Below are 24,845 nucleotides of genomic sequence, written 5' to 3'. Positions count from 1 at the left end.
TCCGCGCCACAAAAAAAGCCTTGCAAATTGCATTTTTATGACTATAGTGGCGTTAATTTTAATTCTTAAAGGGAGGGCTTGACATGACCAAAGCAGAACTCGTTGATGCGGTAGCGAAATCCGCCAACCTGTCCAAGGGGGCAGCCGAGAAAGCTGTCGGCGCTTTCATCAACAGTGTGAGCGGTGCGCTTAAGAAAGGCGAGAGGGTCACCCTGGTTGGTTTCGGGAGCTTCGAGGTATCGAGCCGTCAGGCGCGTACCGGTCGCAACCCGCAGACTGGCAAAGAGATCAAGATTGCCGCCGCCAACGTGCCGAAGTTCCGCCCGGGGAAGGCCCTGAAGGATGCGGTTGCCGCGAAGAAGAAGTAATTCTTCTTAAGCGAGCTGCCGTCCGATCCAGGATCTTTCCAATAGCAGCTGAACCGAAAAGCCCCGCATCCCGCGGGGCTTTTTCGTGGCACCCTCGAACTCTGCCATTCATTCTGCCCCATCCGGGGCGAGGAGGGGACTCCATGAACCTGCCGCGCATCGCCGTCGGTCTCTCGTTCGTCATCTATCTTTCCGGTTGTGCCATGATGCAGTCCTGGAAGAGCATTCCTCCTCCCGGAGGGTGCGACCAATGTCACACGGTGCCCATCTCCAACAACTGGGTCGTTTCCTACCAGGCTCCCAACCTGACCGATGAACGGGGGCGCAACTACTTTCAGACCGAGCAGTACACCATGGGGCGCCAGGAGCGGGGTAAGTCGCCGCTTGAGCAGCGCAAGGTCGAGGAACTGCGCTGCTTCGAATGTCACAAGTCCCCCGACGAGGCGCACAAGGGACGGATGGGCCGGTTCCATCATTGAACTTGAGGGGTTAGGGAGAAGGACAAGGGCCAGGGGCTGGGGCGCGAGGTGTGCCAACACCGTGAAATGGCTTCGCCTGCCACGGCGCCTTGGCTTCCGGAAGGTCCGTTCCGGATGCGATTTCGTTGGTTTTTCCAGCCCCTAGCCACCAGTTCCTGGCCCCGGCCTCTAAAAAACCTCTTGCCATTTCCCGTCGCCTGTAGTAATGGTGACGGGCTGACTGTTGTCCTTATCTGGGGAGACCACTCCCCCCCCATCGATCCAACCCCTCGCATTCAGATTAATCCCCTCGAAAATGCGGCACTAGCTTTTGGTTGGCAACGATGTTCTGGTTGACCAGTCATATGCGTGTTGTCGTCCCTTTGCCTTGCGGCGCCGTTGCCGCAAAACGTCTCGGCACGCCTATCTTTTGCATCCCCTTACGGAAGCATTCCTGCATCTGCGCGCTTTTGCCCATGGCAGCATCTCCGGGAAGGGAAAAGGAATCTGCATGTCTTTTGAAGCACTCAATCTCGCATCCCCCATTCTCAGAGCTCTCGCAACCTGCGGCTACAGCGCACCGACGCCGATCCAGGCCCAGGCCATTCCGGTCGCCCTGGAGGGCAGGGACCTGATCGGTTCGGCCCAGACCGGCACCGGCAAGACCGCCGCCTTCGTTCTCCCCGCGTTGCAGCGCCTGATGGTTCCGTCGCAGGCCCGCGGCAAGGGGCCGCGCATCCTGGTCCTCACCCCGACCCGCGAACTCGCCACCCAGGTGATCGACGCCGCCCGCTCCTACGGCAAGTTCATGCGGCTGCGCTGCGGCGCCATCCTGGGCGGCATGCCCTACCGCGAGCAGCACGCGCTCCTCTCGCAGCCGGTCGACCTCATCGTCGCCACCCCGGGCCGGCTCATCGACCACCTGGAGCGGGGGCGCCTCAACCTGAACCGCCTGGAACTGCTGATTCTCGACGAGGCGGACCGGATGCTGGACATGGGCTTCTCCGAGGACATCGACAAGATCGCGGCCGCGGCGCCGGTTGAGCGTCAGACCCTGCTCTTCACCGCCACCATGGACGACCCGATGGCGAAGATCGCCCGCCGGCTGCTCAAGGATCCGGAGCGGATCGACATCCCGGGCGAGGAGGTGTCCCAGGTCCAGATCGAGCAGCGGCTCCACGTCGCCGACGACCTGCGCCACAAGGCCCGCCTCCTGCAGCACCTCATTTCGGACGCGAGCGTGACCAAGGCGATCATCTTCTCCGCCACCAAGAAGGACGCCGATGCCCTGGCCCTCGATCTCTACTCGCAGGGGCACGCTGCGGCGGCGCTGCACGGCGACATGTCGCAGGGGGCGCGCAACCGGACCATCACCATGATGCGCCGCGGCAAGGTGCGGCTTCTGGTCGCGACCGACGTCGCCGCCCGCGGTCTGGACGTAACCGGCGTCAGCCACGTCATCAACTTCGACCTCCCCAAGTTCGCCGAGGATTACGTGCACCGTATCGGGAGGACCGGCCGCGCCGGCGCTTCCGGGGTCGCCATCTCCTTTTGCTCCATGAACGAGGTCGCTTACCTGGACCGGATCGAGCGCTATACCGGCCACCAGCTCCCGGTTCACGTGATCCCGGGGCTGGAGCCCTCCCGGCCGCTGCGCCGGGCCAACGCGGGGGGCCCGCGCAAAGGGTTCGGCAAGAAGCCGTTTGCCCAGGGGAAGAAGCCTTTCGCCGCCGGCAACAAGCCGTCGGGCCAGGGAAAGGGGCGTCCGGGTCCCGCCAGCCGCCCGGGCCGCGATCAGCAGGTGGTGGTGGAATACCGCCGCGGCAACCGCGGCTGAGTAGTTCCTTGCCTTGACGCAGCCTTTTTGATATCGTCGACTTTCCGGTTTTGACCGGAAAGGGCGCCAAGCGCTGTTCAGCGCCGTAATGCAAGCTTGGAGGGGGAGAAAATGACGCAAGCTATCGAGCTCGGCAAAGGTCTCTACTGGATCGGGGTGAAGGATCCGACCCTCCAGGTCTTTGACGACCTCTTTCCGACCCAGTTCGGTACCACCTACAACTCCTACGTCGTCAAGGGCGCCACCGGCTGCGCGATCATCGATACCGTCAAGCGCAAGCGGTTCGACGAGTTTTTGGAGAAACTCCGCTCGGTGCAGGATCCGGCCGAGGTAACCCACATCGTGGTGAACCATTCCGAGCCGGACCACTCCGGGTCGCTCGCGCTTTTGCTTAAGCACTGCCCCAAGGCTACCGTGGTCTCCAGCCAGGCGGCGCGGACCTTCCTCGGCAACCAGATCCACACCCCGTTCGCGGCCCAGGTGGTGAAGGACGGCGACACCGTCGATCTCGGCGGACGGACCCTCAAGTTCCTGGCCGCGCCGTTTCTGCACTGGCCCGATACCATGTTCACCCTCCTCGAAGAAGATCGGGTCCTCTTCTCCTGCGACGCGTTCGGTGCCCACTTCTCGGCCGACAGCATCTTCGCCGACGAGCTCCCCGATTTCTCCGGCGAGGCCCGTTTCTATTTCGACTGCATCATGCGTCCCTTCAAGGAGCGGATCACCCAGGCGGTGGCGAAGGTCGAAGGGATGGAACTGACCCTGCTTTGCCCCAGCCACGGTCCCATCTACCGGAAGGAAACCGCCGAGCCGATCCTCAACTACAAGAAATGGGCGGCTCCGAAAGCGGGGGGCAAGAAGGTGACCGTCTTCTACCTCTCCCCGCACGGCAATACCGAAACCATGGCCGAGGCCGTGGTACGCGGCGCCTCGGATGCCGGGGTGCAGGTGACGCTTTGCCATATCAACCACGCCTCGATCTCCGATATCCGCGACCTGATGGAAGAGTCCGATGCGCTGATCTTCGGGACCCCGACCATCAACCGCGACATACCCAAGCCGATGTGGGACGTTCTGGCCTACCTCTCCACGGTGACCCTGAAGGGGACCATCGGCGGCGCTTTCGGCAGCTACGGCTGGAGCGGCGAGGCGTGCAAGATGGTGGAGGAGCGGCTGAAGGGGATCGGCTTCAAGCTCCCCGCGCCGTTCGTCAGGACCCCGTTTCTTCCCAAGCCTGAGGTCATCGCCGAGTGCGAGGCGCTTGGGCGCACCGTCGCCGAGGAAGTCCTCAAGAAGTAGTCCGTGCTGTTCACCTCCGCCCCTCTCCGCTCCGGAGAGGGGCGCGTGCCTCCTACATGCCCACCTTATCCCGACACATAGTCGAGGTCGCCATCCCCCTGCCGCTGCAGGGAAGCTTCCACTATCTCGTTCCCCAGCATCTGTGGCCCCTGGTCGTTCCGGGCAAGCGCGTCCTGGTCCCTTTCGGCAAGCGCAAAGTCACCGGTTACCTTCTGGGAAGCTCCGACAACCACCAAAACGAACTGAAAGAGGTCATCGAGATCCTCGACGAGGCGCCGCTATTCAACGCGGACGAGCTCGAGTTCTACTGCTGGATCGCCAATTACTACCTCCATCCGCTGGGAGAGGTGATCAAGATGGCGCTCCCGGCCGGGATCAACCTCGTTTCCAAGACGCGCCTGGAGACTGACGAGGACGGGGTCCCGGTGGTGACGGAATTTCTGGCCGGGGGCAAACACGTCCGGACCGAGAAGTTTTACCGGTTGCGTTTCGACGGTGAGGAAAAGGTGCGCGGGAAAGGAAGGGAGATCCTGGACCACCTCAGAAGCGAGGGGGAGTGCTCGGCGTCCCAGCTTAGGGAGCGCTTCGGCTCCTGCTCCGAGGTCCTGAACCGGTTGGTGAAGATCGCGGCGGTGACCGTCGAGGAGCGGGAGGTGTATCGGGATCCGTTCCACCACGAGAGTTTCGGTAAGGATGCCCCTCTGCCGCTCAACGCGGAGCAGGAAAAGGCGTTTGGCGCACTGCACGCGGCCCTGGAAACCGGGAAGTTCGCCCCGTTTTTGCTGCACGGGGTCACCGGTTCGGGCAAGACCGAAGTCTATCTGCAGACCATCGCCGCCACCTTGGCGGAGGGTAAGACCGCGCTGGTCCTGGTGCCGGAGATCGCGCTCACCCCGCAGCTCGTCGGGCGTTTCAAGCGCCGCTTCGATTGCGGCATCGCCGTGCTGCATTCCGGGCTCTCCGACGGGGAGCGCTACGACGAGTGGCGCCGGATCCGGCGCGGCGAGGCCTCCATCGTGATCGGGGCACGCTCGGCGCTTTTCGCCCCGCTGGAGCGGGTCGGGGTGATCGTGGTGGACGAGGAGCACGAAGCTTCCTACAAGCAGTCGGAAGGGGTCCGGTACAACGCGCGGGACCTCGCCCTGGTCCGCGGCAAACTGGCCGGCGCGGTGGTCATCCTGGGTTCGGCGACCCCGCTGATCACCACCTTGTATGCGGCCCGCGAGGGGCGGCTGGGGTATCTGAGGCTCGCCAACCGGGTACGCGAACTTCCCATGCCGGAGACGACCCTGCTGGATGCGCGCGGCCAGAAGGGGGCGACGTTTCTGGAGCCGCTGGTCGAGGCGATGCGGGCGAACCTGGAGGGGGGCGGGCAGACCCTGCTCTTCCTGAACCGGCGCGGCTTCGCCACCTACCTGGTATGCCAGGACTGCGGCCACGTCCTGCGCTGTCCCAACTGCGAGGTTACCCTCACCTATCACCGGTCCCGCGGGCGCCACGTCTGCCACTACTGCGATTTCACCCTCCCCGCCCCGACGCTGTGTCCCAAGTGCCAGGGGCCCGAGATCACCCTGCTTGGCCGCGGCACCGAGCGGGTCGAGGAAGAAGTGAAAGAGCTTTTCCCCGAGGCCTCGGTGGCGCGGATGGATCGCGATACCACCCGCGGCAAGGGGGGGCACGCCCGGGTCCTCAAGGGGGTCGAGGACGGTTCCATCGACATCCTGATCGGAACCCAGATGATTGCCAAAGGGCACGACTTTCCCGGCGTCACCCTGGTCGGCGTCGTCTCCGCGGACGCCTCCCTGAATCTCCCCGATTTCCGCAGCGCCGAGCGCACCTTTCAGCTGGTCACCCAGGTGATTGGTCGGGCAGGCCGGGGAGACCGTGCGGGACGGGTGCTGGTGCAGACCCTCGCGCCGGAGCACTATGCCCTCACCGCGGCGGTGGCCCATGATTACGACGCGTTTTATGAGCAGGAGATCGTCTACCGGCGCGACGTAGGCTATCCCCCCTTCACCCACCTGGTCGCCCTTACCATTTCCAGCACCTCCCACACCCAGGCCGAAAAGGCCTCCGAAGACGCCGCCGAGCTTTTGCGCCGGATCAAGAGGGACTGCCAGCTGCGGGTCGAGGTCCTCGGGCCGGTAACCGCTCCTTTGGGGAAGGTGCGGGGGAGGTTTCGGTGGCAGATCCTCCTGAAAGGAAAGGAACGCATGGAGCTGCACCGCATTCTGTTCCATTTCCGCGCCGTCTACACGCACCCCTCCACAGTCCGTCTGGTGGCGGACGTCGATCCGGTGGAGATGCTGTAGTAATCCTTACCTGTCGCCCGCCGTCGTAGACTCCCGCACTCCCCCATCACAACCTGCGATCATTCCGTAGGTGCGACTTTCCTGTCGCGATCGAAACATTCCACTTGTTATATCGGCCTGCCCCATAGGCTCGGTTGCTGCCTACCCTGTGGGAGCGCCTTTCCAGGCGCGAATATTTGCAACCGAGGTCGCCGCCTGCGGCGGTTCGCGCCAAGAATGGCGCTCCCACAGGAAAAGGTACGCCGTCGTAAGGTTGGAAGCGGCCTTCCTGTCGAGATCTTTGGCTGCAATCGCGACAAGAATGTCCGCTCCTACCGGAGAATTAGTGGAGCGAGTGGCAGCAGCAACGGGCGCCGAGGGGGCAGCCGCCGCAACGCTGCTTCTTGCGGCAGTGGTCCTTGCTGTGCTGGACGATGAGGGCGTGATATTCGTTGAAGAGATCGGCGTCGGAGGGGAGCGCGTTCATGAAAAGCGCGCGCACCGTCTCGTAATCATCGTTTTCCTTCACGATTCCGAGGCGGGAAAAGAGACGGCGGGTGTAGGCGTCGACGACGAAGGAGGGCTTGCCGCCGGCGTAGAGGAGGATCGAGTCGCAGGTTTCACAGCCGATGCCGCGCACCCCGAGGAGTTCTTCGCGCAGTTCCCGCCAGTCCCTCTCGAACATGGCATCGAGGGATCCATAGCGCTCGATGACGAAGCGGAGAAAGTCCTTGAGGCGGGTGCTCTTGATATTGAAAAAGCCGGAGGGGCGGATGAGTTCCGCCAAGCGCTCCGGCTCCAGGTCCCAAAGGGCTGCTGCAGACAGCACCCCTTCCTGCTTCAGGTTGACGATCGCCTTCTCCACGTTCCCCCAGTTGGTGTTCTGGGTGAGGATGGCGCCGACGCAGACCTCGAACGGGGTGTCCGCCGGCCACCAGTGGAGTGGACCGTAGTAAGCAAGGAGAAGGTCAAAGATTTCCATCAGCCGGTTGCGCATCAGATGCCCCGCACTCCGGCGTCTGGCATCACTTCACGGTGGGCCGCGTAGGATGCCGCACCCCTGCCGCCGCACCTAGCGCTGTTCCGACAAGCCATCTTCGAGAAATTCCCTCGAATACCTGACGTAGTTACCGGCCGAACGCGAAAGCCAGGCCACCTCGTCTGGGGTCAGGTCACGCTTGCATTTGGCCGGCGAGCCGACCCAAAGCGTCGCCGGGGGGATCACGGTTCCTTCAGTCACCAGGGCCCGCGCCCCGACCAGCGCCCCTTTGCCGACGACCACGTTATCCATGATGATCGCCTGCATGCCGATGAAGGCGCCGTCCTCGATCTTGCAGCCGTGCAGCGTCACGCTGTGCCCGACGGTCACGTCGTTGCCGATGACCAAAGGGGCTCCCGGATCCTGGGGATTTTTTTTGTGGGTGACGTGGAGCATGGAGAGGTCCTGGATGTTGGTCCGGTCCCCGATGGAGATGAAGTTCACGTCCCCGCGCACCACGCAGTTGTACCAGATGCTCGATTCCTTGCCGATGGTGACGTCGCCGATGACCACCGCCCCTTCGGCGATGAAGGCGCTTTCGTCGATTTTCGGCGCTACCCCTTTGAACGGACGGATCATGGCAGTCTCTCCTTTTTGGGTACAGGGGGCCGGCACCGCAGGGGCCTGTCCCCCTCGAAGTCAGTCCCTCGGCACCGCGAGCATCCGGTCCAGGGCGCGTTTGGCGGGGACCCGGATTTCCTCGGGGACCTTGACCACCGGAGCCATCTTCTGCAGGGCCTCCAGGATGTCCTCCAGCGAGGTGAGCTTCATGTTCGGGCAGATGAGGGCCGGGGAGGCCAGGATGAATTCCTTATCCGGGTTCTCCCGCTTGAGCCGGAAGAGAATCCCCGCCTCGGTCCCGATGATGATGCGCTTGGCGCTGCTCTTCTTGACGTAGTCGTACATCCCGGTGGTGGAACAGACGTGGTCGGCAAGCGCGACCACGGTCGGGTTGCATTCGGGATGGCAGACGAACGGGGCGTCCGGATACTGCTCCTTGAGCTTTTGCACCGCCTCGGGCCTCAGGCGCTCGTGGGTGGGGCAGTAACCTTCCCAGAGGTGGAACTTCTTCGAGGTGAACTTGGCGACGTAGCTGCCGAGGTTGCGGTCCGGGACGAAGATGATCTCCTGGTCCGGCAGCGACTGCACGACCTTCATGGCGTTTGCCGAGGTGCAGCAGATGTCGCTTTCCGCCTTGACCGCGGCCGACGAGTTGACGTAGGTTACTACCGGCACGCCGGGGTGCTTCGCCTTCAGTTCCCGAAGCCCTTCCACGGTCACCATGTCCGCCATTGGGCACCCCGCATCGAGCCGCGGGAGAAGCACGGTCTTGTCCGGCGCGAGGATCGACGCCGACTCCGCCATGAAATGGACCCCGCAAAAGACGATGACTTCCGCGTCGGTTTTGGCTGCTTCCATGGAAAGCGCCAGCGAATCACCGGTAATGTCGGCGATTTCCTGAACCTCATCCCTCATGTAGTTATGCGCCAGGAGAACCCCCTTGCGCTTTGCGAGCAACTCACGAATTTCGAGTTTGATCGACTCCAGACTCATTTCCTTCACCGCCGTGTAGGTTCTTTGCGCTGCCCGGTTGGGGCAGGAAAATCCGATAGTAGACAATGTAAACAACCATGTCAAACCCTTTGACGCCTCTTTGGGCTCAGATCTTGAATCTCAACCCGGGTGCCACCCCAACCCGGGTGCCAGGTCTTGAAATATCACCTTTCGAAGTGATTTTTCAAGACCTGGCACCGAAGGGATGAAGGGATGAAGGGATGAAGGGATGAAGGGATGAAGGGATGAAGGGATGAAGGGATGAAGGGATGAAGGGATGCCGAAGGGATGCCGAAGGGATGTGGCACCGAAGGGATGGAAGGGGGGTTGGGCTCCGATCTTGAGTCTGGACGCCCCAGGTTCAAGGGCCAACCCTTCGCTCCGGATCGGCCGGGAGACCGACGGGCATCCACGCTTGACACCGCTTCGTAAAACCTCTATGCTTTTTTCATTATTTTCCCCGGTCTAGCAGCATTATGCTGCGTAGCAAACGAGGTGTAGATATGTTTGGGATAGGGATGCCGGAACTGATCATCATTATGGTGATCGCGCTCATCGTCATCGGGCCGCAGAAGCTCCCGGAGTTGGCGAAGTCGTTGGGAAAGGGACTTGCTGAATTCAAGCGGGCCACCGATGATTTCAAACAGGGGATCGAGGCCGAGACCCGGCTCCAGGATGAGAAGGAACGCCTCGCCAAGGTGGTTGAGGAGCCGGTAGCGGCGCAGCATCAGGAAGCGGCCGCAGCTGATCCGTACAAAACCGAAGCAGCCGAGCCGCACAAGGCGGAGGCTGCTGAGCCGCACAAGGCGGAGGCTGCCGAGAAAAAGGCCTAGCGCGGGCATTATGCGATAGAAGAAAGGCGGGGAAGAAAATCCCCGCCTTTTTTTGTCCTTGCGCCCCAAGCCGAGGGGCAGCTGGTATATTTGACCAACTCTACCTGCCTGAAAAGGGGGTCCTCATGTTTTCCTGGTTGAAAAAGAAAAAAGGACCGGTATTGAGCTTTGCCGACAACGAAGCCGCCTTTGCCCACGCCTGCGGCATCGGGTATCGTCACCTCCTCGGGGCCGTCGTCCCTGCCCTGATCCGGGAGGACGGCGGCCGGGGCAACGACGGCGAGCACCTTTTCCTGATCTCGCTGGCCGGAGTCGGGGGAGGAATGAATTTCTGGAGCTGCACCCTCAAGGAAGCGACGACCTATCCCCGCCCCGGGGACCTGGTCGGTTTCCGGATCGTCACCATCGCCTCCGATCTCCCCCAGGAGGCAAGCCTCATCGGCTACATCGCCTGCAAGCTGGAGCCGGTCTTCGTCCCGCACAAGGGATGGGTCGTCTCCCAAAGCTACACCCCCACCGATTTGAAACCCGCCCTGCACCTGTAGTTTTCCCTCACCGGCGGCGGGGCCAGGATCTTCAGCTTCTCTTCTTCGTCAGCGCGGGAAGGCGCCGTTGTTGATGTCGAGGCAGGTCCCGTTGATATATTCCGGGCTCTCGGTTGCCAGCCAGACCATGGTACGGGCGACTTCGTCGGCGCGGGCGAAACGGTTGCTGTAGACCATGCTCTTGATCGCCTCCCGGCGCGGCAGAGGAATCACTTCCAGCATATCGGTGTCGACCGGGCCGGGGGCAACGGCGTTGATGACGATCCCTCCCGGGCCGAGAATCTTGGCGAAGCTCTTGGTGGCGTTGATCAGTCCCGCCTTGGCGATGCCGTACCAGACGTCGGGATGGCCGATCTGCCCGGCGATGGAGGCGTTGTTCACGATGCGCCCCCCACCTTCAGCGAGCATGCTCTTCGACACCTCGCGGATCAGGGCCACCGGGGCCTCGATGTTGAGCTGCATCAGGCCGCGCAGCTTCTCTTGCGGGTAGGCGTCGTAGGGGAGGGAGTGCATCACCCCGGCGTTGTTGATGAGGACCTGGACCGGTCCGATCTCCGCGACGAGCTGCGGGATTCCCTCGATATCGGTCAGGTCGTAGGGCTTCTTCACCAATGCGGGAAGCTCCCCCAGTTGATCCGGTGCGAAACTGCGTGCCACGACCACCACCCGAAAGCCCAGCTCCAGCAGGAGCCGGGTTGTCTCCAGGCCGATCCCTTTGTTGCCGCCGGTAACCAATGCTGTTTTCTGCATGCGATCTCCTTTACGCTCTCCCCTGAGGGGGGTGCCGCCCCATCTTGGGGGCGACGATGAAAAAAGGCCCTTCCGCGTGACGAAAGAGCCTTTTGAGAGAAAAACCTGCTGAACTCCCCCTACCTGCCGCCCAGGCGCTCCCGGGCGCTCTTTGCCTCGTCGGATTTCGGATACTCTTCGATCACCCGTTTGAAATCGTAGTGGGCGCTCTTCTTGTCCCCGAGGGCCTTGAACGCCATCCCCTGTTTCAGCAGGGCCGCCGGCGCCTTCTCGCTTTCGGGATAGTTCTGAATCACTTCCTGGTACTCGAGAATGGCCTGTTCGTAGTTCTTTTCGCCGTAGTAGGTTTCCCCCGTCCAGTAGTGGGCGTTGGCGGCGAGCTTGTGCTTAGGGTAGAGTTCGAGGAACTTGGCGAAGATCTCGCGTGCCTTGGCCGCGGCCCCCTCGCCTTTCATCGACTCCACCCCTTTTCGGTACAGGCTCTCCGGGGTCTGCTGCAGCGCGGCCTGGTCCTGACGCACCTGCGCGGTGCTTTTTTGCAGATCGGCGATCGCTTGCTCCAGCTTGGTCAGCCGCTCGTCGAAGGAGGCGAGCCGCTTGTTGGTGTCGGTGCGCAAAAGCGCGAGGTCGTCGGCCGGCTTCTGGGCCAAAAGGCGCACGTCGTCGACCTTGCCGGTCAGGACCTGCATGTCGACCCGTGCCGCGTCGAGGGTCGCCTGCAGATCAGCGCTCCCTTTGCGCAGCGTCGCCATGTCCTTCTGGTACCCCTCCATTTCCTTCTGCAGGGTATCCATGTTCTGCTTGTAGTTGGCCAGGGACTTGTCGATGCCGTCCTTGATTTCACCCCGGACTTCGCCGAGGCTCTTGTTCAGCGTGAAGATGCGGCTTTTCATCTCGTCCGAATCACGCTTAACCATATCCAGGTCATCTTTCGTGGCGCACCCCACGCAGGAAAGGACCAGTACCGAGATGAGCGCTAACCGCAATGACTGCATGTTGGTTCCCCCAAATCGACCGTCACGTAAAAAAAGGAGCCCCGAAAGGAGCTCCTTTTTTTACGGCTGCGTCGTTTCGTTACTTGATGATGACGAATTCGTCCCTTCTGTTCTTGGTCCACGCCTCTTCGTTGTGGCCCGGATCGGCCGGGCGCTCTTCGCCGTAGCTGATGGTGGCAAGACGGTCGGAGGGAATCCCGAGGGTCTCGAGGTAGTCCTTGGCGGCCTTGGCGCGGCGCTCGCCCAGCGCGAGGTTGTACTCGTCGGAGCCGCGTTCGTCACAGTTGCCTTCGATCCGGATCTTGACGGCGGTGTTGTTCTTCAGATAATCCGCGTTTTTGGAGAGCGCATCCCGGGACTCCTGGGTCAGCTCGGCAGAGTCAAAGGCGAAATAGATTTTCTGCAGCTCTTCCTGGAGCGCGGCCGGAGCGGCTTTGTTCCCGGAGTCGGACACGACCGGCTGTGCGGGCGTTTCGACCGCCTGGGCGGGGGCCTCAGCCTTCGGCGCGACGGCGGTCGGCGCAGGAGCGGGCGTAGCAGGCGCGGATTCGACGATGGCCGGGGCCTGTTTCGCCTCGGGAGCCGCGGGGGCCGTCGTCGCCGACGAAGCTACCGGCTCAGATTTCTTTGCGGCTTCCTGACTGGCGCACCCGGCAAAGACAAGACAGCATAAAAAACCTACCAGCACCTTGCGCATCTCATGTTCTCCTTTTTTTCCTGGAATGAAAGAAAGCATTGGCGCATCCTTCGTTATAGCGGCGAGGATGAGGCGTTAATTATACATATCTCGATTTCTTTTTCAAGGATGCATCTGTTACTAATGTGTTACCACGGTGCCGACCAGCAGGGATGGCTGTCTCCCCCTTTCCCGGGGGAGACGCGGGTCTGGCCGGTGCCGTCGGCACGCATGATGTAGAGGGCGCTTCCGCCGTCCCGGGTCGAGCTGAACACGATGAACCGGCCGTCCGGCGACCAGCGGGGATGCTCGTTGCTCCCGGCGGTGGTGAGCTGGGTGTCCCCGGTGCCGTCGGAGTTGATCGCGTAGATCTGGAATCCGCCGGACTCCTGGCGGGCGTAGGCGATGCGGTCCCCCTTGGGAGCCCAGCGCGGGGTGACGTTGTAGTTCCCCGAGGTGGTCAGGCGCCGGACGTTGGTCCCGTCGGCGTCCATGACGAAGAGCTGCGGCTTGCCGAGGCGGTCGGAATTGAAGACGATCCTGCGTCCGTCTGGCGACCAGGCGGGGGAGACGTCGATGGCGGCGTTGTGGGTCAGCCGCGCCAGTTCCCGCCCCTCCTTGTTGATCACGTAGATCTCGGAGTTGCCGTCCTTGGTCAGGGTCAGCGCGATGCGGTTGCCGTCCGGGGCGTAGGCCGCGGTGGCGTTGAGCCCGCTGCGCGCCGAGATGCGGGCCTCAAGCCCGGTGAAGAGCTCGCGCCGGAAGAGGTCGGGGTTCCCCTTCTTGTACGAGGTGTAGATGATCTCGCGACCGGAAGGGGCGAAATCGGGATTGATGTTGATCGACCCGTTGTTGGTGATCCGCTGCGGGTTGCGCCCGTCGTAATCCATCAGGTAGATCTCTTTGCCCCGCCCGGACTTGACGACGTAGGCGATCTTGCCGGTGAAGGGGCCGCGCAGGCCGGTGACGGCGCGGAGCACCTCGTCGCTGAAGGCGTGCCCGATCCGGCGCAGGTCCTTGAGGGTCCCGGTGAACCGTTTGGCGGTCAGTTCTCGGTTGAGGGCGCGATCGAAAAGGCGGCATTCCACGGTGAGCCCGGAGACCGAGGCCGAATACGCCGTGGAAAGGACGAGATCGGCATTGTCCGGCCGGGTGCCGGCGGGGGCAAGAGCGAAGGTGCCGGCCAGGTTCAGGTCGAAGCTGAAGAGATCGGCAAGTTCTTTGGCCACCTCCGGTGCGGCGGCGCCGGAGAGGATGGTCGGCGGGGCGACCAGCAACTGGAGCTTGCGGTTGGCCGGTGCGGTCACCTCGAGGTAGGGCTGGTCGTCCGCGAAGGTTTTCGGCGGGGCCAGCACGACCTGGGGGGCCAGGCAGAGGAGCAGGATCAGGATCCAGGTTTTCATTTCAGGCCCACCCCCTGGGGCCGGAATACGAACCCCTGTTCGAACGGGGTTCCCCCCGGCGGTTTGCGGAACGATCTTTCGGCAACGTGGACGGCGCGGTCCACGGCATCCTCGAACATCTTGTCGCCACTGCTGTTTTCCACCTTGTATTGGGCGATGCGCCCGTCCGGGCCGATAACCAGCCGCACCGTCACCTGCGGACTCTTGGTTTGCGAGGCGATGGTGTCGACGAAGGCGTCCTTGAGCCGGGAGTGGATGTAGGCGGCGTAGTCGCTTCCCGCCTGGGTGCCGCTCCCGGTGGGGGCCCCCTTCTTCCCGCCGGTTCCCTTGCGCAGCCGTGCCAGCACATCGGCCTGGCGCCGATCTTCAGCCTGGCGCTCGAGTTTCGCCATCCGATCCTGGAATGCCTTGGCCTCGGCGCCGGTCGGAGCCGTTTCGTCGCTCTGCACCTGCTTCTGTTTCGAGGTGGTCGGCTTCGTTTTTGCCGTGGGGTACGTCATGCTGGGACGCGAGGCGGGCGGGGCGGCCTTGGCCGGCGCCGGGGACTGCGGCGCGGGACGGGGGGGCTCCGGGGCCGCTTGCGGGGCCGCGGGCTGCTGGGTCGTGGCGGTCGGCGCCGGAGTCCCCTTGGCGGGGGACGCGACCGGCAGCGACACCATGTCCACGTAATAGGTCTCCTCGGCGAGAGGGTGCGCCTCGGGATAGAGGCGGAAGGTGACCACGATCGCTAGCAACGCCACGTGCAGCAGGAAGGAACATGCCAGCATTCCTCCCGGGCCGGGGTAACTGTTTTTGCGCATCCGCAGCGGCTTCATTTCTGCTGCGTGGACTCCGTAATCATGCCGAGACGTTCGATCCCGGCTCCCTTGATCTCCGCCATCACCTTGACCACCTCGCCGTACGGCACGTTGGTGTCGGCCTTGAGGAAGACCTCCTTCTTGGTCCGGTTGGCGAACATCGTCGTCAGCTGGGGTTTAAGCTGGGCCGGAGGAACCTCCTTCGCGTTGATGCTGGTCCTCCCGGATTTTTCGAGGGTGACCACGACGGTCTCCTCCTTGGGGGCGAGCGCCTTGGCGTCCGCCTTGGGAAGGTTCACCTGGACCCCCTGCTGCATCATCGGGGCGGTCACCATGAAGATGACCAGCAGCACCAGCATGACGTCGACCAGCGGGGTGACGTTGATCTGCGACATGGTGGAGCGGCTGCCGTTATCCCTGTTGCCGAGCTCCATGGATTATCTCCCCGCGAAGTTACGCTGAACGATATTGAGCAGTTCCGTGGAGAAGCTGTCCATTTCCGAGATGAGCACCTTGATCTTCTGCTGGAAGTGGTTGTACCCCATTACCGCCGGGATAGCGGCGACCAGGCCGATCGCGGTGGCGATGAGCGCTTCGGCGATGCCCGGGGCGACGGTGGCCAGCGAAGCCGATCCGGCCTGGCCGATCCCCTGGAAGGCGGTCATGATCCCCCAGACGGTCCCGAAAAGCCCGATGAACGGGGCGGTGGAGCCGGTGGTGGCGAGGAAGGTGAGATATTTCTCCAGGCGGGTGATCTCGCTGGTGGTGGCGCGGCGCAGGGCGCGGGCGATGTTGTCGATCCCCCCCAGATCGGTGCTGATGACGCTGGGATCGGATTTTTCCACCACCTTTTCCTGCAGCTTTTTCAGCTCGCCGTAACCCTCGTTGAAAAGGACCGCCAGCGGCGAGTTTTCAAACCGGTCCAGCTGGGTGGCGATGGCGTCGAAGCGTTTGGCTTTCCAGAAGAATTCGAGGAAGTGCTGGGAGGCGCTGTTGGCGCGGTAGACCTGCAGCAGCTTGTAGAAGATGATTCCCCAGGAGACGACGGAGAAATAAAGCAAAATGCCGAGGACCAGTTTAACGACCAGGCCGGTCGAAGCGAGCATGCCCAAGGATGCGTACCTCCGCTAAAAGTGTGTACAAATACAGAAAAATAGGCCTTCCGCAAAACTAAGTCAACAGGAAAGAAAGTGCACGCCGCGCGAAGGCTGCGTCAGTAACAGTCGGGACGCCGGTCCTTCAGACAGGTGATCTGGCCGCGCCAGCTGAGCATCTCGGCGGGATCGAGCTCGGCCACCACCTCGCCCGGCTCGTATCCCCCCTCGCCCAGGATCTCCCCTTTCACCCCGAGCACCAGGCTGTCCCCGAAAAAGTCGAGCTTGCCGGTGACGCCGCAGGCATTGGCGGCGATGACGAAAAGTTGGTTTTCCATGGCACGGGCGCGGAGAATGGTGCGCCAGTGGTCCTGGCGCGGCTTCGGCCATTCCCCGGGGACCGCGATGATCGAGGCCCCGTCGAGGGTGAGGCGCCGGGCGAGTTCCGGAAATCGGATGTCGTAGCAGATCATGAGGCCGATGCTGCCGACGCTGGTCGGGACGACCACGGCGGCGTCGCCGGCGTCGAGGGAGCGGTCCTCACCCATGAGGGAGAAAAGGTGCATCTTGCGGTAGCTGCCGACGATCTGGCCGCGGTCGGCGACGTAGGAGGTGTTGTAGACCTTCTCACCGTGCGGCTCCGGGAGGCTTCCCACGATCACCATGCCGTAGTCGGCAGAGAGCCGGGCGATCTCGGCGACCACCTCCGGCGTCTTTTGGGCGAGCCGGTTGAGATCCTTGTAGGAGAAGCCGGTGGCCCACATTTCCGGGAGAACCACCAGCTCGACCTGCTGTTTTGCCAGACGGGCCAGCGCGCTTTTGGCCTGCTCCAGGTTCTTTTCGATCTCCCCCAGGGCGATGGTGAACTGCACGGCTGCCGCTTTTATCTTGCGATCCATGGTCCCTCCCGCGTCATTGAAAGCGGTAGTGTAATAGGATGAGAGGGCGATTTCAAGAAGATCATTAAAGCAAGATCGGACGGATCGATCCGATCCGCCGGATCCGTCCAATCCGTCCTTTGTCATTGTGTTTACGGCGCCCGATGTGTTTCAATGACCGGCATGCACATCTCGCTCTACCTGCACTATCCGTTCTGCGTCCAGAAATGCCTCTACTGCGACTTCAACTCCCGCGCCGAGCGGCGGTTTTCTCCTGCCGAATATGCGGAGCTTTTGGTCCGGGAACTGGAGGCGGTCTCCCGCACCCTCTCCCGACCGGTACAGGTTCCGACGATGTATTTCGGCGGCGGTACCCCGTCGCTCATGGAGCCCAGCGACCTCGCGCGGGTCATCGAGACGGCGGACCGGCTCTTCCGCCTGGAACCCGATGCCGAAATCACCCTGGAGGCCAACCCCGGCACCCTTTCGGTCGACCGGGCCCGCGGCTTTCGCAGCGCCGGGGCGAACCGCATCTCCATCGGCATCCAGGCCTTCGAGAACCGGCTCCTCGCCCGCCTGGGGCGGATCCATTCGGTGCGCGAGGCCCTGGACGCGGTGGATGCCGCCCGTTGCGGCGGGTTCGACAACCTCGGCATCGATCTCATCCACTCGCTTCCGGAACAGAGCCTGGCCCAGTGGGAGACGGCGCTGCGCACCGCCGCAGTCCTGGCCCCCGAACACATCTCCGCCTACGCCCTCACCGTCGAGGAGGGAACGCCTTTTGCCGCCCTGGAGCGGCGCGGCGAGCTTCCCCTGCCGGAGGAGGACGAGGGGGCGCAGATGTTCGAGGCGACCGCGCGGCTTTTGACCGGCGCCGGCTACGAGCATTATGAAATCTCTAATTTCGCCCGACCGGGACGGCAGTCCCGGCACAACAGCGTCTACTGGCGCCGCGCAAGCTACCTCGGTTTCGGCGCCGGCGCGCACTCCTTTCTCAATACCGACGGGCTCGGCGAGCGCTGGAGCAACGCCCCCTCCCCGGAGCAATACCGCGACGCGCTTAGCCAGGGGATCCTGCCGACCCGGGACCGCATCCCCCTCACCCTGGAAGACGCCCTTGCCGAAAGCTTTTTCCTGGGACTGCGGCTTCTGGCCGGGGTGGATGTCGGTGAGCTCGCCGGCCGCTTCGGAGCCGGTCCGCTGGCCCCTTACCTGGATCGGGCGCAAGGCCTCATCGAGCGCGGCCTCCTGGAGCGCGACGGCGACCGGTTGCGCCTGGCACCGAAGGCCGTCATTCTCGCCAACACCGTCTTCGCCGAGTTTCTGTAAAGCCTTGGAAATCCCTGACCCAACCCCCTTGACAAAAAATAGGTCGATTGCTAACTTAAGCGGGTTAGCACTCTGGACTTTTGAGTGCTAATCTGCCCTTTGGATGGTGACGTGGATATGGACGAGCAGCTTACCGCACGAAGTAAGCAGATCCTGCAGGCGGTGATCGAGGACTACATCGCGACGGCGGAGCCGGTCGGGAGTCGGACCATCACGCGCAGTCACCCGATTTCGCTTTCCCCGGCGACGGTGCGCAACGTCATGGCGGATCTGGAGGAGATGGGATTTCTCGTCTCTCCGCACACCTCCGCCGGGCGCGTGCCGACCGACAAGGCGTACCGTTTCTACGTGAACTCCATCCTTTCCGCCGGCAACCTCCAGCAGGGGAACCAGGAAGAGATCCTGAAGCGGTGCAACTTCACCGGCAAGGACGTGGACGACGTCCTCAAGGAGACCTCCCGGCTTTTATCGGCGACCTCCAGCTACATGGGGGTGGTCATGGCGCCCCGGTTCGCGGCGCACGTCTACCGGCAGATCGAGTTCGTGAAACTGGGGAGCCACCGCATCCTGGCCATTCTCGTCTCCCAGAGCGGGGCGGTGCAAAACCGCCTGATCCAGACCGAACAGGAAATCCTCCAGGAAGACCTGGTCCGGATGTCCAACTACCTGAACGAATTGCTGCACGGCCTCACCATCGCCCAGGTGCGGGAGCGGCTGCTGCAGGAGATGCAAAGCGAGAAGGCGCGCTACGATTCCCTCTTCGCCCGGGCACTGAAGCTTTCTGAGGAGGTGCTCGGAGACGACGACCGCGAGGTTTTCCTGGACGGCCAGGCGAACATCCTGGACCAGCCGGAATTCGCCGACACCGCGAAGATGCGGGAGATCTTCCGCGCCTTCGAGCAGAAAAACCTGCTCCTGGATCTGCTGGACCGCTCTCTTGAGGCGGAGGGGGTGCAGATCTTCATCGGGGCCGATTCCCCGCTGCTTCGGATGGAGGGGATGAGCCTGATCGCCTCGACCTACATGACCGGCAAGGACACCGTCGGCGTCCTCGGCGTGATCGGCCCGACCCGCATGGGCTACGGCAAGGTCATTCCGATCGTCGACTACACCGCGAAGCTCATCAGCAGATTGCTGGAAGTTGAATAGATAGAAAAGGAGAAAGCTGATGGAAGTAACCAAGGACCCGAACCTTACGGCCGAGCCCGGGGAGCACGAGGAAGTGCTGGAACTGGAACCCCCGCACGAAGGGGCCGCGCGGATAAAGGAACTCGAAGAGGCGCTGGCCCAGAAAGAGCAGGAGGCCGCGGCCAACTGGGACAAGTTCCTGAGGGAACGCGCCGATCTGGAGAACTACCGCAAGCGGGCGAGCCGCGAGAAGGAGGAGATCCTCAAGTACGGCAACGAGTCGTTCATCATGGAGATCCTTCCCGCGGTGGACAACCTGGAGCGGGCCCTGGCGCACGTCGAGGATGAGAGCCCGGTCATCGAAGGGGTGAAACTCACCCTCTCCATGCTCCTCGGTGCGCTCAAGAAGCACGGGGTCACCCCGATCGAGACCCCGCCGGGAACCCCGTTCGACCCGGCGCTGCACCAGGCGATGACCCAGGTGGTCAGCACCGAGCAGGCACCGAACACGGTGGTCGCCGAGTTCCAGAAGGGGTACCTGATCAACGAGCGCCTGCTGCGCCCGGCGATGGTGTCGGTGGCGATCGCGCCGAAATAAAGAACCCGTTCGACGTTCGGCGTTCGACGTTGGAGGCGCTTTACAGCACCGGACAACGTGAGATTGGGGCAGCGAAGAGGTTGATTCTGCTGCTTTCCCGATCGGTCAAAACGTCGAACGCCGAGCGTAGAACGTTTTTTTTCACCGTCCCCTTGTTTTTCCAAAAGGGGATGACTAGCTTTCGCTTGCAGCTACCACCATAGGAGGAACATTACATGAGCAAAGTTATAGGTATAGACCTCGGTACCACCAACTCCTGCGTCGCAGTTATGGAAGGTGGGGAACCGGTTGTCATAGCAAACGCCGAGGGGAGCCGCACCACCCCTTCCATGGTGGCCATGACCGATAGCGGCGAGCGTCTGGTCGGCCAGCAGGCCAAGCGCCAGGCGGTCACCAACCCGGAGAACACCCTTTTCGCCATCAAGCGTCTGATCGGGCGGAAATTCGATACCGAAGCGGTCCGCAGGGACATCGCCATCTCCCCGTTCCAGATCGTCAAGGCCGACAACGGCGACGCCTGGGTCGAGGTGCGCAACCAGAAGTACTCTCCGCCGGAAATCTCGGCGATGGTGCTCCAGAAGATGAAGAAGACCGCTGAGGACTACCTCGGCGAGACCGTGACCGATGCCGTCATCACCGTCCCGGCCTACTTCGACGACTCCCAGCGCCAAGCGACCAAGGACGCCGGCAAGATCGCCGGCCTGAACGTGCTCCGTATCATCAACGAGCCGACCGCGGCCGCCCTGGCCTACGGCCTGGACAAGAAAAAAGACGAGAAGATCGCGGTCTTCGACCTGGGCGGCGGTACCTTCGACATCTCCATTCTGGAGCTTGGCGAAGGGGTCTTCGAGGTCAAATCAACCAACGGCGACACCTTCCTGGGGGGCGAGGACTTCGACCAGAAGATCATCGACTGGATCGCCGACGAATTCAAAAAAGACCAGGGGATCGACCTGCGCGGCGACAAAATGGCCCTGCAGCGTCTCAAAGAAGCCGGCGAGAAGGCGAAGTGCGAACTCTCCACGTCGCTTGAGACCGACATCAACCTGCCGTTCATCACCGCCGACGCCTCGGGTCCGAAGCACCTCACCATGAAGCTCACCCGGGCCAAGCTGGAGCAGATCTGCGCCGAGCTGATCGGCAAGCTGGAAGGTCCCTGCCGGACCGCCCTCAAGGACGCCGGGCTCTCCCCCTCCGACATCGATGAAGTCATCCTGGTCGGCGGCATGACCCGCATGCCGGCGGTCCAGAAGAAGGTCCAGGACATCTTCGGCAAGACCCCGAACCGCGGCGTCAACCCGGACGAGGTGGTCGCCATCGGCGCCGCCATCCAGGGGGGCGTGCTCCGCGGCGACGTGAAGGACGTCCTGCTCCTCGACGTGACCCCGCTCTCCCTCGGCATCGAGACCCTGGGCGGCGTCATGACCAAGCTGATCGACAAGAACTCGACCATTCCGTGCCGCAAGTCCCAGGTCTTCTCCACCGCGGCCGACAACCAGCCGGCGGTCACCATCCACGTCCTGCAGGGCGAGCGCGAAATGGCGTCCGACAACAAGACCCTGGGCAACTTCGAGCTCTCCGGGATCCCGGCCGCACCGCGCGGCGTCCCCCAGATCGAAGTCACCTTCGACATCGACGCGAACGGCATCGTCCACGTCTCGGCGAAGGACCTCGGCACCGGCAAAGAGCAGTCCATCCGCATCACCGCTTCCTCCGGTCTTTCCAAGGAAGAGGTCGAGAAGATGGTCCGCGAGGCCGAGGCGCACGCCGCCGACGACAAGAAGAAGCGCGAGCTGATCGAAGCCCGCAACCAGGCCGACGGCCTCGTCTACCAGACCGAAAAATCCCTCAAGGAGTTCGGCGACAAGATCGACGCTGCCGAGAAGCAGAAGATCGAAGACGGCGTCGCCGCCCTCAAGAAGGCCCTGGAAGGAAACGACCCGGACGAGATCAAGAAGGCGAGCGAGTCTCTCATGGAGGCTTCCCACAAGCTGGCCGAAGCGGTCTACGCGAAAGCCAAGCCGGGCGAGGCTGGTGCCGAGCAGCCGCAGGCCGGCCCGGAAGCCGAAGGGGGCGCCAAGGGCGAGAAAGTCGTCGACGCCGACTTCGAAGAGGTGAAAGACGAGAAGAAGTAACCCTTCTTGCGAAGGGCCGTAGCAACCCAAACCACGCACGGGCAGCGTCTTGAAATCGAGGCGCTGCTCTTTGCGTTACAAAAGGATTCGATTTGGCTAACGGGGATAAGCAGGATTACTACGAGACTCTAGAGGTGAACCGGAACGCCTCCGACGCCGAGATCAAGAAGGCGTACCGGCGGCTTGCGGTCAAGTTTCATCCGGACAAGAACCAGGGGGACAAGGAGGCCGAGGAACGCTTCAAGGAGATCGGCGAAGCGTACGAGGTCCTCTCCGACGCGGAAAAGCGGGCCCGCTACGACCAGTTCGGCCATGCCGGGGTGAGCGGGGGCGGCTTCTCCTCCGGCGGGTTCGGGGCCGGCTCCCCGTTCGGGGATATCTTCGGCGACATCTTCGGTGACGTCTTCGGTGCCCGCCCGCGCGGCAGCCGCGGCCGGCGCGGCGACGACCTGCAGTACAACCTCGAGATCAGCTTCGAGGAGGCCGCCTTCGGGGTGGAGAAGAAGATCGACATCCCCTATGCCAAGCGCTGCACCACCTGCAACGGCTCTGGCGCCAAGGAAGGGACCGAGCCCAAAACCTGTCCGACCTGCCGCGGCGCCGGCCAGGTCCGCTTCCAGCAGGGCTTTTTCAGCGTCAGCAAGACCTGTTCGCACTGCAACGGCGAAGGGCGGGTCGTCGAGACCCCCTGCCCCGCCTGCCGAGGGACCGGGAGCGTCCGCGACAAGAAGACCATCTCGGTCAAGGTCCCGCCCGGCGTGGAGACCGGCATTCGCCTCAAGCTCTCCGGCGAAGGGGGGCAGGGGACCAAGGGGGGGACCAACGGCGACCTCTACGTGGTGATCTCGGTGCGCGAGCACCCGATCTTCCGCCGCGAGGACAACGACGTCATCTGCGAGATCCCGATCAGCATCAGCCAAGCCGCGCTCGGCTGCGAGATCGAGGTGCCGACCCTGGACGGCCGGGTGAACCTGAGAATCCCCGAAGGGACCCAGTCCGGCACCATCTTCCGGATGCGGGGCAAGGGCGTTCCGGCCCTGCAGGGATACGGCCGCGGCGACCACCTGGTGATTGCCAAGGTGGAGACCCCGACCAACCTGAACCAGAAACAGCGCGATCTCCTCGAGGAGTTCGCCAGGATCAGCGGAGAAGACGCCACGCCGATGCGCAAGAACTTCTTCTCCAAGATGATGGACCTCTTCAGTTGAAAAAGGGGCTCCGTCGCGCGGCGCTCCTCCTCTTTCTGCTGGTGCCGCTCCCCCTCTGCGCGCAGGACCTTCCGGCGCGCGTCCTCCTGCTGCAAAACGACCAATATTCCTCCGTCCTCGCCGGGCGAATCAGCCAGGCGAGGCGGAGCGTCATCTGCGCATACTACCTTTTCAAAATAGGCGACAAGCCGGGGAACCTCCCCCGGCAGCTAGCCGCCGAGCTGATTCGCGCCGCGCGCCGCGGGGTCGACGTGACCGTGATCCTGGAAGGTGCCGACCAGATCGGGATGGAGAACCAGGCCGCCTTGAAGGCGCTCGCCCGGGGCGGAGTGCGGGTGGTCAATCCCCGCGGCCGGCGGGTCACCCATGCCAAGGCCATCGCCATCGACGACCGCTACGTGGTCATCGGCAGCCACAACCTCACCCAGGCCGCGCTCAGGCACAACAACGAGCTCTCGGTTCTTCTGGACTCCCCCGAACTGGCCCTCGAGGTGCGGAGGTACCTGGAGCGGATCCAGTAAAAGTGGAGCACTTCCAGGGGGATTGGAGAACTTCGCCTTTCCCTGTGGGAGCGCCCTTCCGGGCGCGGCTTCATACTGCCTGTAGGAGCGACATTCCTGTCGCGATCAGGAGTGGTCAATCGCGACAGGAATGTCGCTCCCACAGTGAGAGCGGAGCCCTTTGCCAGGGAGGACGGTGAGCATTTGTTTGCAGCGGCTTTTCCTTCCGAAAACGAACACTTTTTTGCAGCCAATCGGGCTCATCTGTGTTAGCCTTTACGGCATTTTTCTATCAAGTGCATACAGTGCGCCGGCTCAGTCATGGCGGTGTCTGAATAGAGAGTTATTCCATGCAGTTAAATAGTATTGAAAAGATACTCACCGGCGTGAAGGATGGGACCTTGCCGGTGGAACAGGCGCTGCAGAGCCTGAAGCACCTCCCCTTCGAGGAGCTCGACTGCGCCACGGTGGACCACCACCGGACCCTGCGCCAGGGCTTCCCCGAGGTGATCTTCGGGCAGGGGAAGACCGTCCCGCAGATGAGGACCATCATCACCGCCCTCCTCGCCAAGGGGGGGAACATCCTTGCCACCCGGGTCACCCCGGGAAAGGGGGCCAAGCTGCGCGAGCAGTTCCCCCAGGCGGTCTACCATCCCGAGGCCCGTGCCCTCACCATCGAGCAGCACGAGATCGAGATCCGCGGCGCCGGCACCGTGCTCGTGGTCTGCGCCGGGACCTCCGACATCCCGGTGGCCGCCGAGGCGCTCCTTACCGCCCGACTGATGGGAAACGAGGTGGCGGCGCTCTACGACGTCGGGGTGGCCGGGCTGCACCGGCTGCTCGCCAAGGGTAAGGTCCTGGCGGAGGCGTCGGTGCTGATCGTGGTCGCCGGGATGGAAGGGGCGCTCCCCTCGGTGGTGGGAGGCTTGGTGGACAAGCCGGTCATCGCGGTGCCGACCTCGGTCGGCTACGGGGCCTCTTTCCAGGGGGTGGCGGCGCTTCTCGGCATGCTCAACTCCTGCGCGGCGGGGGTAACCGTCGTCAATATCGATAACGGGTTCGGCGCGGCCTACGCGGCGAGCCTCATCAACCGAAGGTAAATTCGGTTCAGAGTTCCAAGTTCCGAGTTC

The 24,845-nt window shown here is 63.0% G+C and carries 25 protein-coding genes; 14 read left to right on the top strand and 11 right to left on the bottom strand.

Features of this window, described 5'->3' with window-relative positions; genetic code table 11:
* Positions 1–83 precede the first annotated feature (83 nt).
* The 5 genes from JFN93_RS13030 to priA all read left to right on the top strand — a co-directional run bounded on the left by JFN93_RS13030 (position 84) and on the right by priA (position 6,274).
* The gene (locus JFN93_RS13030; protein WP_199384530.1) at positions 84–368 is read left to right on the top strand and encodes an HU family DNA-binding protein; all 285 of its coding nucleotides are present in this window, start codon (positions 84–86) and stop codon (positions 366–368) included.
* 143 nt (positions 369–511) lie between these two features.
* Positions 512–847: a cytochrome C gene (locus JFN93_RS13025; RefSeq protein WP_199384529.1), complete on the top strand. Its 336-nt coding sequence runs from the start codon at positions 512–514 to the stop codon at positions 845–847.
* 490 nt (positions 848–1,337) lie between these two features.
* The gene (locus tag JFN93_RS13020) at positions 1,338–2,663 is read left to right on the top strand and encodes a DEAD/DEAH box helicase (RefSeq protein ID WP_199384528.1); all 1,326 of its coding nucleotides are present in this window, start codon (positions 1,338–1,340) and stop codon (positions 2,661–2,663) included.
* A 111-nt stretch (positions 2,664–2,774) separates the two neighbouring features.
* Entirely contained in the window at positions 2,775–3,962 is a 1,188-nt protein-coding gene (locus JFN93_RS13015; RefSeq protein WP_199384527.1) for an FprA family A-type flavoprotein, read from the top strand.
* A 56-nt stretch (positions 3,963–4,018) separates the two neighbouring features.
* Entirely contained in the window at positions 4,019–6,274 is a 2,256-nt protein-coding gene (gene priA / locus JFN93_RS13010; protein WP_199384526.1) for a replication restart helicase PriA, read from the top strand.
* Between the two features lie 322 nt (positions 6,275–6,596).
* Here priA and JFN93_RS13005 read toward each other — a convergent pair whose 3' ends face one another.
* The 3 genes from JFN93_RS13005 to nadA all read right to left on the bottom strand — a co-directional run bounded on the left by JFN93_RS13005 (position 6,597) and on the right by nadA (position 8,846).
* A complete protein-coding gene (locus JFN93_RS13005) occupies positions 6,597–7,250 on the bottom strand; it encodes an endonuclease III domain-containing protein (RefSeq protein WP_199384525.1) in 654 nt (217 codons plus the stop codon).
* Between the two features lie 75 nt (positions 7,251–7,325).
* Complete coding sequence (locus JFN93_RS13000; RefSeq protein WP_199384524.1) at positions 7,326–7,871, bottom strand: gamma carbonic anhydrase family protein; 546 nt, start codon at positions 7,869–7,871, stop codon at positions 7,326–7,328.
* Positions 7,872–7,931: 60 nt separating this feature from the next.
* A complete protein-coding gene (gene nadA, locus JFN93_RS12995) occupies positions 7,932–8,846 on the bottom strand; it encodes a quinolinate synthase NadA (RefSeq protein ID WP_199384523.1) in 915 nt (304 codons plus the stop codon).
* 503 nt (positions 8,847–9,349) lie between these two features.
* On the opposite strand from nadA, the gene JFN93_RS25950 reads away from it, so the two are divergent.
* Both JFN93_RS25950 and JFN93_RS12985 read left to right on the top strand, forming a co-directional pair.
* A complete protein-coding gene (locus tag JFN93_RS25950) occupies positions 9,350–9,679 on the top strand; it encodes a twin-arginine translocase TatA/TatE family subunit (protein WP_199384522.1) in 330 nt (109 codons plus the stop codon).
* Positions 9,680–9,804: 125 nt separating this feature from the next.
* Complete coding sequence (locus tag JFN93_RS12985) at positions 9,805–10,224, top strand: hypothetical protein (protein ID WP_199384521.1); 420 nt, start codon at positions 9,805–9,807, stop codon at positions 10,222–10,224.
* Positions 10,225–10,272: 48 nt separating this feature from the next.
* Here the strand turns inward: JFN93_RS12985 and JFN93_RS12980 are convergent, their stop codons facing one another.
* From JFN93_RS12980 to JFN93_RS12945, 8 genes are all read right to left on the bottom strand, one after another.
* Positions 10,273–10,974 carry an SDR family NAD(P)-dependent oxidoreductase gene (locus JFN93_RS12980; protein WP_199384520.1) on the bottom strand — a complete coding sequence of 234 codons (702 nt, stop codon included), beginning with the start codon at positions 10,972–10,974 and terminating at the stop codon, positions 10,273–10,275.
* Between the two features lie 119 nt (positions 10,975–11,093).
* Positions 11,094–11,969, bottom strand: coding sequence for a tol-pal system protein YbgF (ybgF, locus tag JFN93_RS12975; protein WP_199384519.1), 876 nt, complete (start codon positions 11,967–11,969; stop codon positions 11,094–11,096).
* 79 nt (positions 11,970–12,048) lie between these two features.
* Positions 12,049–12,666 carry a peptidoglycan-associated lipoprotein Pal gene (pal, locus tag JFN93_RS12970; protein ID WP_199384518.1) on the bottom strand — a complete coding sequence of 206 codons (618 nt, stop codon included), beginning with the start codon at positions 12,664–12,666 and terminating at the stop codon, positions 12,049–12,051.
* Between the two features lie 128 nt (positions 12,667–12,794).
* A complete protein-coding gene (tolB, locus tag JFN93_RS12965) occupies positions 12,795–14,048 on the bottom strand; it encodes a Tol-Pal system beta propeller repeat protein TolB (protein ID WP_199384517.1) in 1,254 nt (417 codons plus the stop codon).
* Positions 14,045–14,815: an energy transducer TonB gene (locus tag JFN93_RS12960; protein ID WP_236021711.1), complete on the bottom strand. Its 771-nt coding sequence runs from the start codon at positions 14,813–14,815 to the stop codon at positions 14,045–14,047. Before JFN93_RS12960 ends, tolB begins: the two co-directional genes overlap by 4 nt.
* Positions 14,816–14,859: 44 nt before the next feature.
* Complete coding sequence (gene tolR / locus JFN93_RS12955; protein WP_199384515.1) at positions 14,860–15,279, bottom strand: protein TolR; 420 nt, start codon at positions 15,277–15,279, stop codon at positions 14,860–14,862.
* Positions 15,280–15,282: 3 nt separating this feature from the next.
* The gene (gene tolQ / locus JFN93_RS12950; RefSeq protein WP_199384514.1) at positions 15,283–15,957 is read right to left on the bottom strand and encodes a protein TolQ; all 675 of its coding nucleotides are present in this window, start codon (positions 15,955–15,957) and stop codon (positions 15,283–15,285) included.
* 101 nt (positions 15,958–16,058) lie between these two features.
* Positions 16,059–16,838 (bottom strand): carbon-nitrogen family hydrolase, encoded by a 780-nt coding sequence (locus JFN93_RS12945; RefSeq protein WP_199384513.1) that lies wholly within the window; start codon positions 16,836–16,838, stop codon positions 16,059–16,061.
* Positions 16,839–17,000: 162 nt separating this feature from the next.
* Between JFN93_RS12945 and hemW the strand changes: the two genes are divergently transcribed.
* From hemW to larB, 7 genes are all read left to right on the top strand, one after another.
* Positions 17,001–18,146 carry a radical SAM family heme chaperone HemW gene (gene hemW, locus JFN93_RS12940; protein ID WP_199384706.1) on the top strand — a complete coding sequence of 382 codons (1,146 nt, stop codon included), beginning with the start codon at positions 17,001–17,003 and terminating at the stop codon, positions 18,144–18,146.
* A gap of 117 nt (positions 18,147–18,263) precedes the next feature.
* Complete coding sequence (hrcA, locus tag JFN93_RS12935) at positions 18,264–19,295, top strand: heat-inducible transcriptional repressor HrcA (protein WP_199384512.1); 1,032 nt, start codon at positions 18,264–18,266, stop codon at positions 19,293–19,295.
* A gap of 19 nt (positions 19,296–19,314) precedes the next feature.
* Positions 19,315–19,872 (top strand): nucleotide exchange factor GrpE, encoded by a 558-nt coding sequence (gene grpE / locus JFN93_RS12930; RefSeq protein ID WP_199384511.1) that lies wholly within the window; start codon positions 19,315–19,317, stop codon positions 19,870–19,872.
* Positions 19,873–20,087: 215 nt separating this feature from the next.
* Positions 20,088–22,007, top strand: a complete 1,920-nt coding sequence (gene dnaK, locus JFN93_RS12925; RefSeq protein ID WP_199384510.1) for a molecular chaperone DnaK — start codon at positions 20,088–20,090, stop codon at positions 22,005–22,007.
* A gap of 92 nt (positions 22,008–22,099) precedes the next feature.
* Positions 22,100–23,215: a molecular chaperone DnaJ gene (gene dnaJ / locus JFN93_RS12920; protein ID WP_199384509.1), complete on the top strand. Its 1,116-nt coding sequence runs from the start codon at positions 22,100–22,102 to the stop codon at positions 23,213–23,215.
* Entirely contained in the window at positions 23,212–23,736 is a 525-nt protein-coding gene (locus tag JFN93_RS12915; protein WP_199384508.1) for a phospholipase D-like domain-containing protein, read from the top strand. Before dnaJ ends, JFN93_RS12915 begins: the two co-directional genes overlap by 4 nt.
* 329 nt (positions 23,737–24,065) lie before the next feature.
* Positions 24,066–24,815 (top strand): nickel pincer cofactor biosynthesis protein LarB, encoded by a 750-nt coding sequence (larB, locus tag JFN93_RS12910; RefSeq protein ID WP_199384507.1) that lies wholly within the window; start codon positions 24,066–24,068, stop codon positions 24,813–24,815.
* Positions 24,816–24,845 lie beyond the last annotated feature (30 nt).

The organism is Geomesophilobacter sediminis (assembly GCF_016458275.1).
In the GTDB taxonomy this organism is placed as follows: domain Bacteria; phylum Desulfobacterota; class Desulfuromonadia; order Geobacterales; family Geobacteraceae; genus Geomesophilobacter; species Geomesophilobacter sediminis.
Note: the sequence above shows the minus strand (reverse complement) of the source record. Positions and strands in the feature narration are given on the sequence as shown.

Bases quoted from the DNA above. Each gene is read 5' to 3' on its own strand.
- JFN93_RS13030 (WP_199384530.1), top strand. From the start codon at position 84: ATGACCAAAGCAGAACTCGTTGATGCGGTAGCGAAATCCGCCAACCTG.
- JFN93_RS13025 (WP_199384529.1), top strand. From the start codon at position 512: ATGAACCTGCCGCGCATCGCCGTCGGTCTCTCGTTCGTCATCTATCTT.
- JFN93_RS13020 (WP_199384528.1), top strand. From the start codon at position 1,338: ATGTCTTTTGAAGCACTCAATCTCGCATCCCCCATTCTCAGAGCTCTC.
- JFN93_RS13015 (WP_199384527.1), top strand. From the start codon at position 2,775: ATGACGCAAGCTATCGAGCTCGGCAAAGGTCTCTACTGGATCGGGGTG.
- priA (WP_199384526.1), top strand. From the start codon at position 4,019: ATGCCCACCTTATCCCGACACATAGTCGAGGTCGCCATCCCCCTGCCG.
- JFN93_RS13005 (WP_199384525.1), bottom strand. From the start codon at position 7,250: ATGCGCAACCGGCTGATGGAAATCTTTGACCTTCTCCTTGCTTACTAC.
- JFN93_RS13000 (WP_199384524.1), bottom strand. From the start codon at position 7,871: ATGATCCGTCCGTTCAAAGGGGTAGCGCCGAAAATCGACGAAAGCGCC.
- nadA (WP_199384523.1), bottom strand. From the start codon at position 8,846: ATGAGTCTGGAGTCGATCAAACTCGAAATTCGTGAGTTGCTCGCAAAG.
- JFN93_RS25950 (WP_199384522.1), top strand. From the start codon at position 9,350: ATGTTTGGGATAGGGATGCCGGAACTGATCATCATTATGGTGATCGCG.
- JFN93_RS12985 (WP_199384521.1), top strand. From the start codon at position 9,805: ATGTTTTCCTGGTTGAAAAAGAAAAAAGGACCGGTATTGAGCTTTGCC.
- JFN93_RS12980 (WP_199384520.1), bottom strand. From the start codon at position 10,974: ATGCAGAAAACAGCATTGGTTACCGGCGGCAACAAAGGGATCGGCCTG.
- ybgF (WP_199384519.1), bottom strand. From the start codon at position 11,969: ATGCAGTCATTGCGGTTAGCGCTCATCTCGGTACTGGTCCTTTCCTGC.
- pal (WP_199384518.1), bottom strand. From the start codon at position 12,666: ATGCGCAAGGTGCTGGTAGGTTTTTTATGCTGTCTTGTCTTTGCCGGG.
- tolB (WP_199384517.1), bottom strand. From the start codon at position 14,048: ATGAAAACCTGGATCCTGATCCTGCTCCTCTGCCTGGCCCCCCAGGTC.
- JFN93_RS12960 (WP_236021711.1), bottom strand. From the start codon at position 14,815: ATGCTGGCATGTTCCTTCCTGCTGCACGTGGCGTTGCTAGCGATCGTG.
- tolR (WP_199384515.1), bottom strand. From the start codon at position 15,279: ATGGAGCTCGGCAACAGGGATAACGGCAGCCGCTCCACCATGTCGCAG.
- JFN93_RS12945 (WP_199384513.1), bottom strand. From the start codon at position 16,838: ATGGATCGCAAGATAAAAGCGGCAGCCGTGCAGTTCACCATCGCCCTG.
- hemW (WP_199384706.1), top strand. From the start codon at position 17,001: ATGCACATCTCGCTCTACCTGCACTATCCGTTCTGCGTCCAGAAATGC.
- hrcA (WP_199384512.1), top strand. From the start codon at position 18,264: ATGGACGAGCAGCTTACCGCACGAAGTAAGCAGATCCTGCAGGCGGTG.
- grpE (WP_199384511.1), top strand. From the start codon at position 19,315: ATGGAAGTAACCAAGGACCCGAACCTTACGGCCGAGCCCGGGGAGCAC.
- dnaK (WP_199384510.1), top strand. From the start codon at position 20,088: ATGAGCAAAGTTATAGGTATAGACCTCGGTACCACCAACTCCTGCGTC.
- larB (WP_199384507.1), top strand. From the start codon at position 24,066: ATGCAGTTAAATAGTATTGAAAAGATACTCACCGGCGTGAAGGATGGG.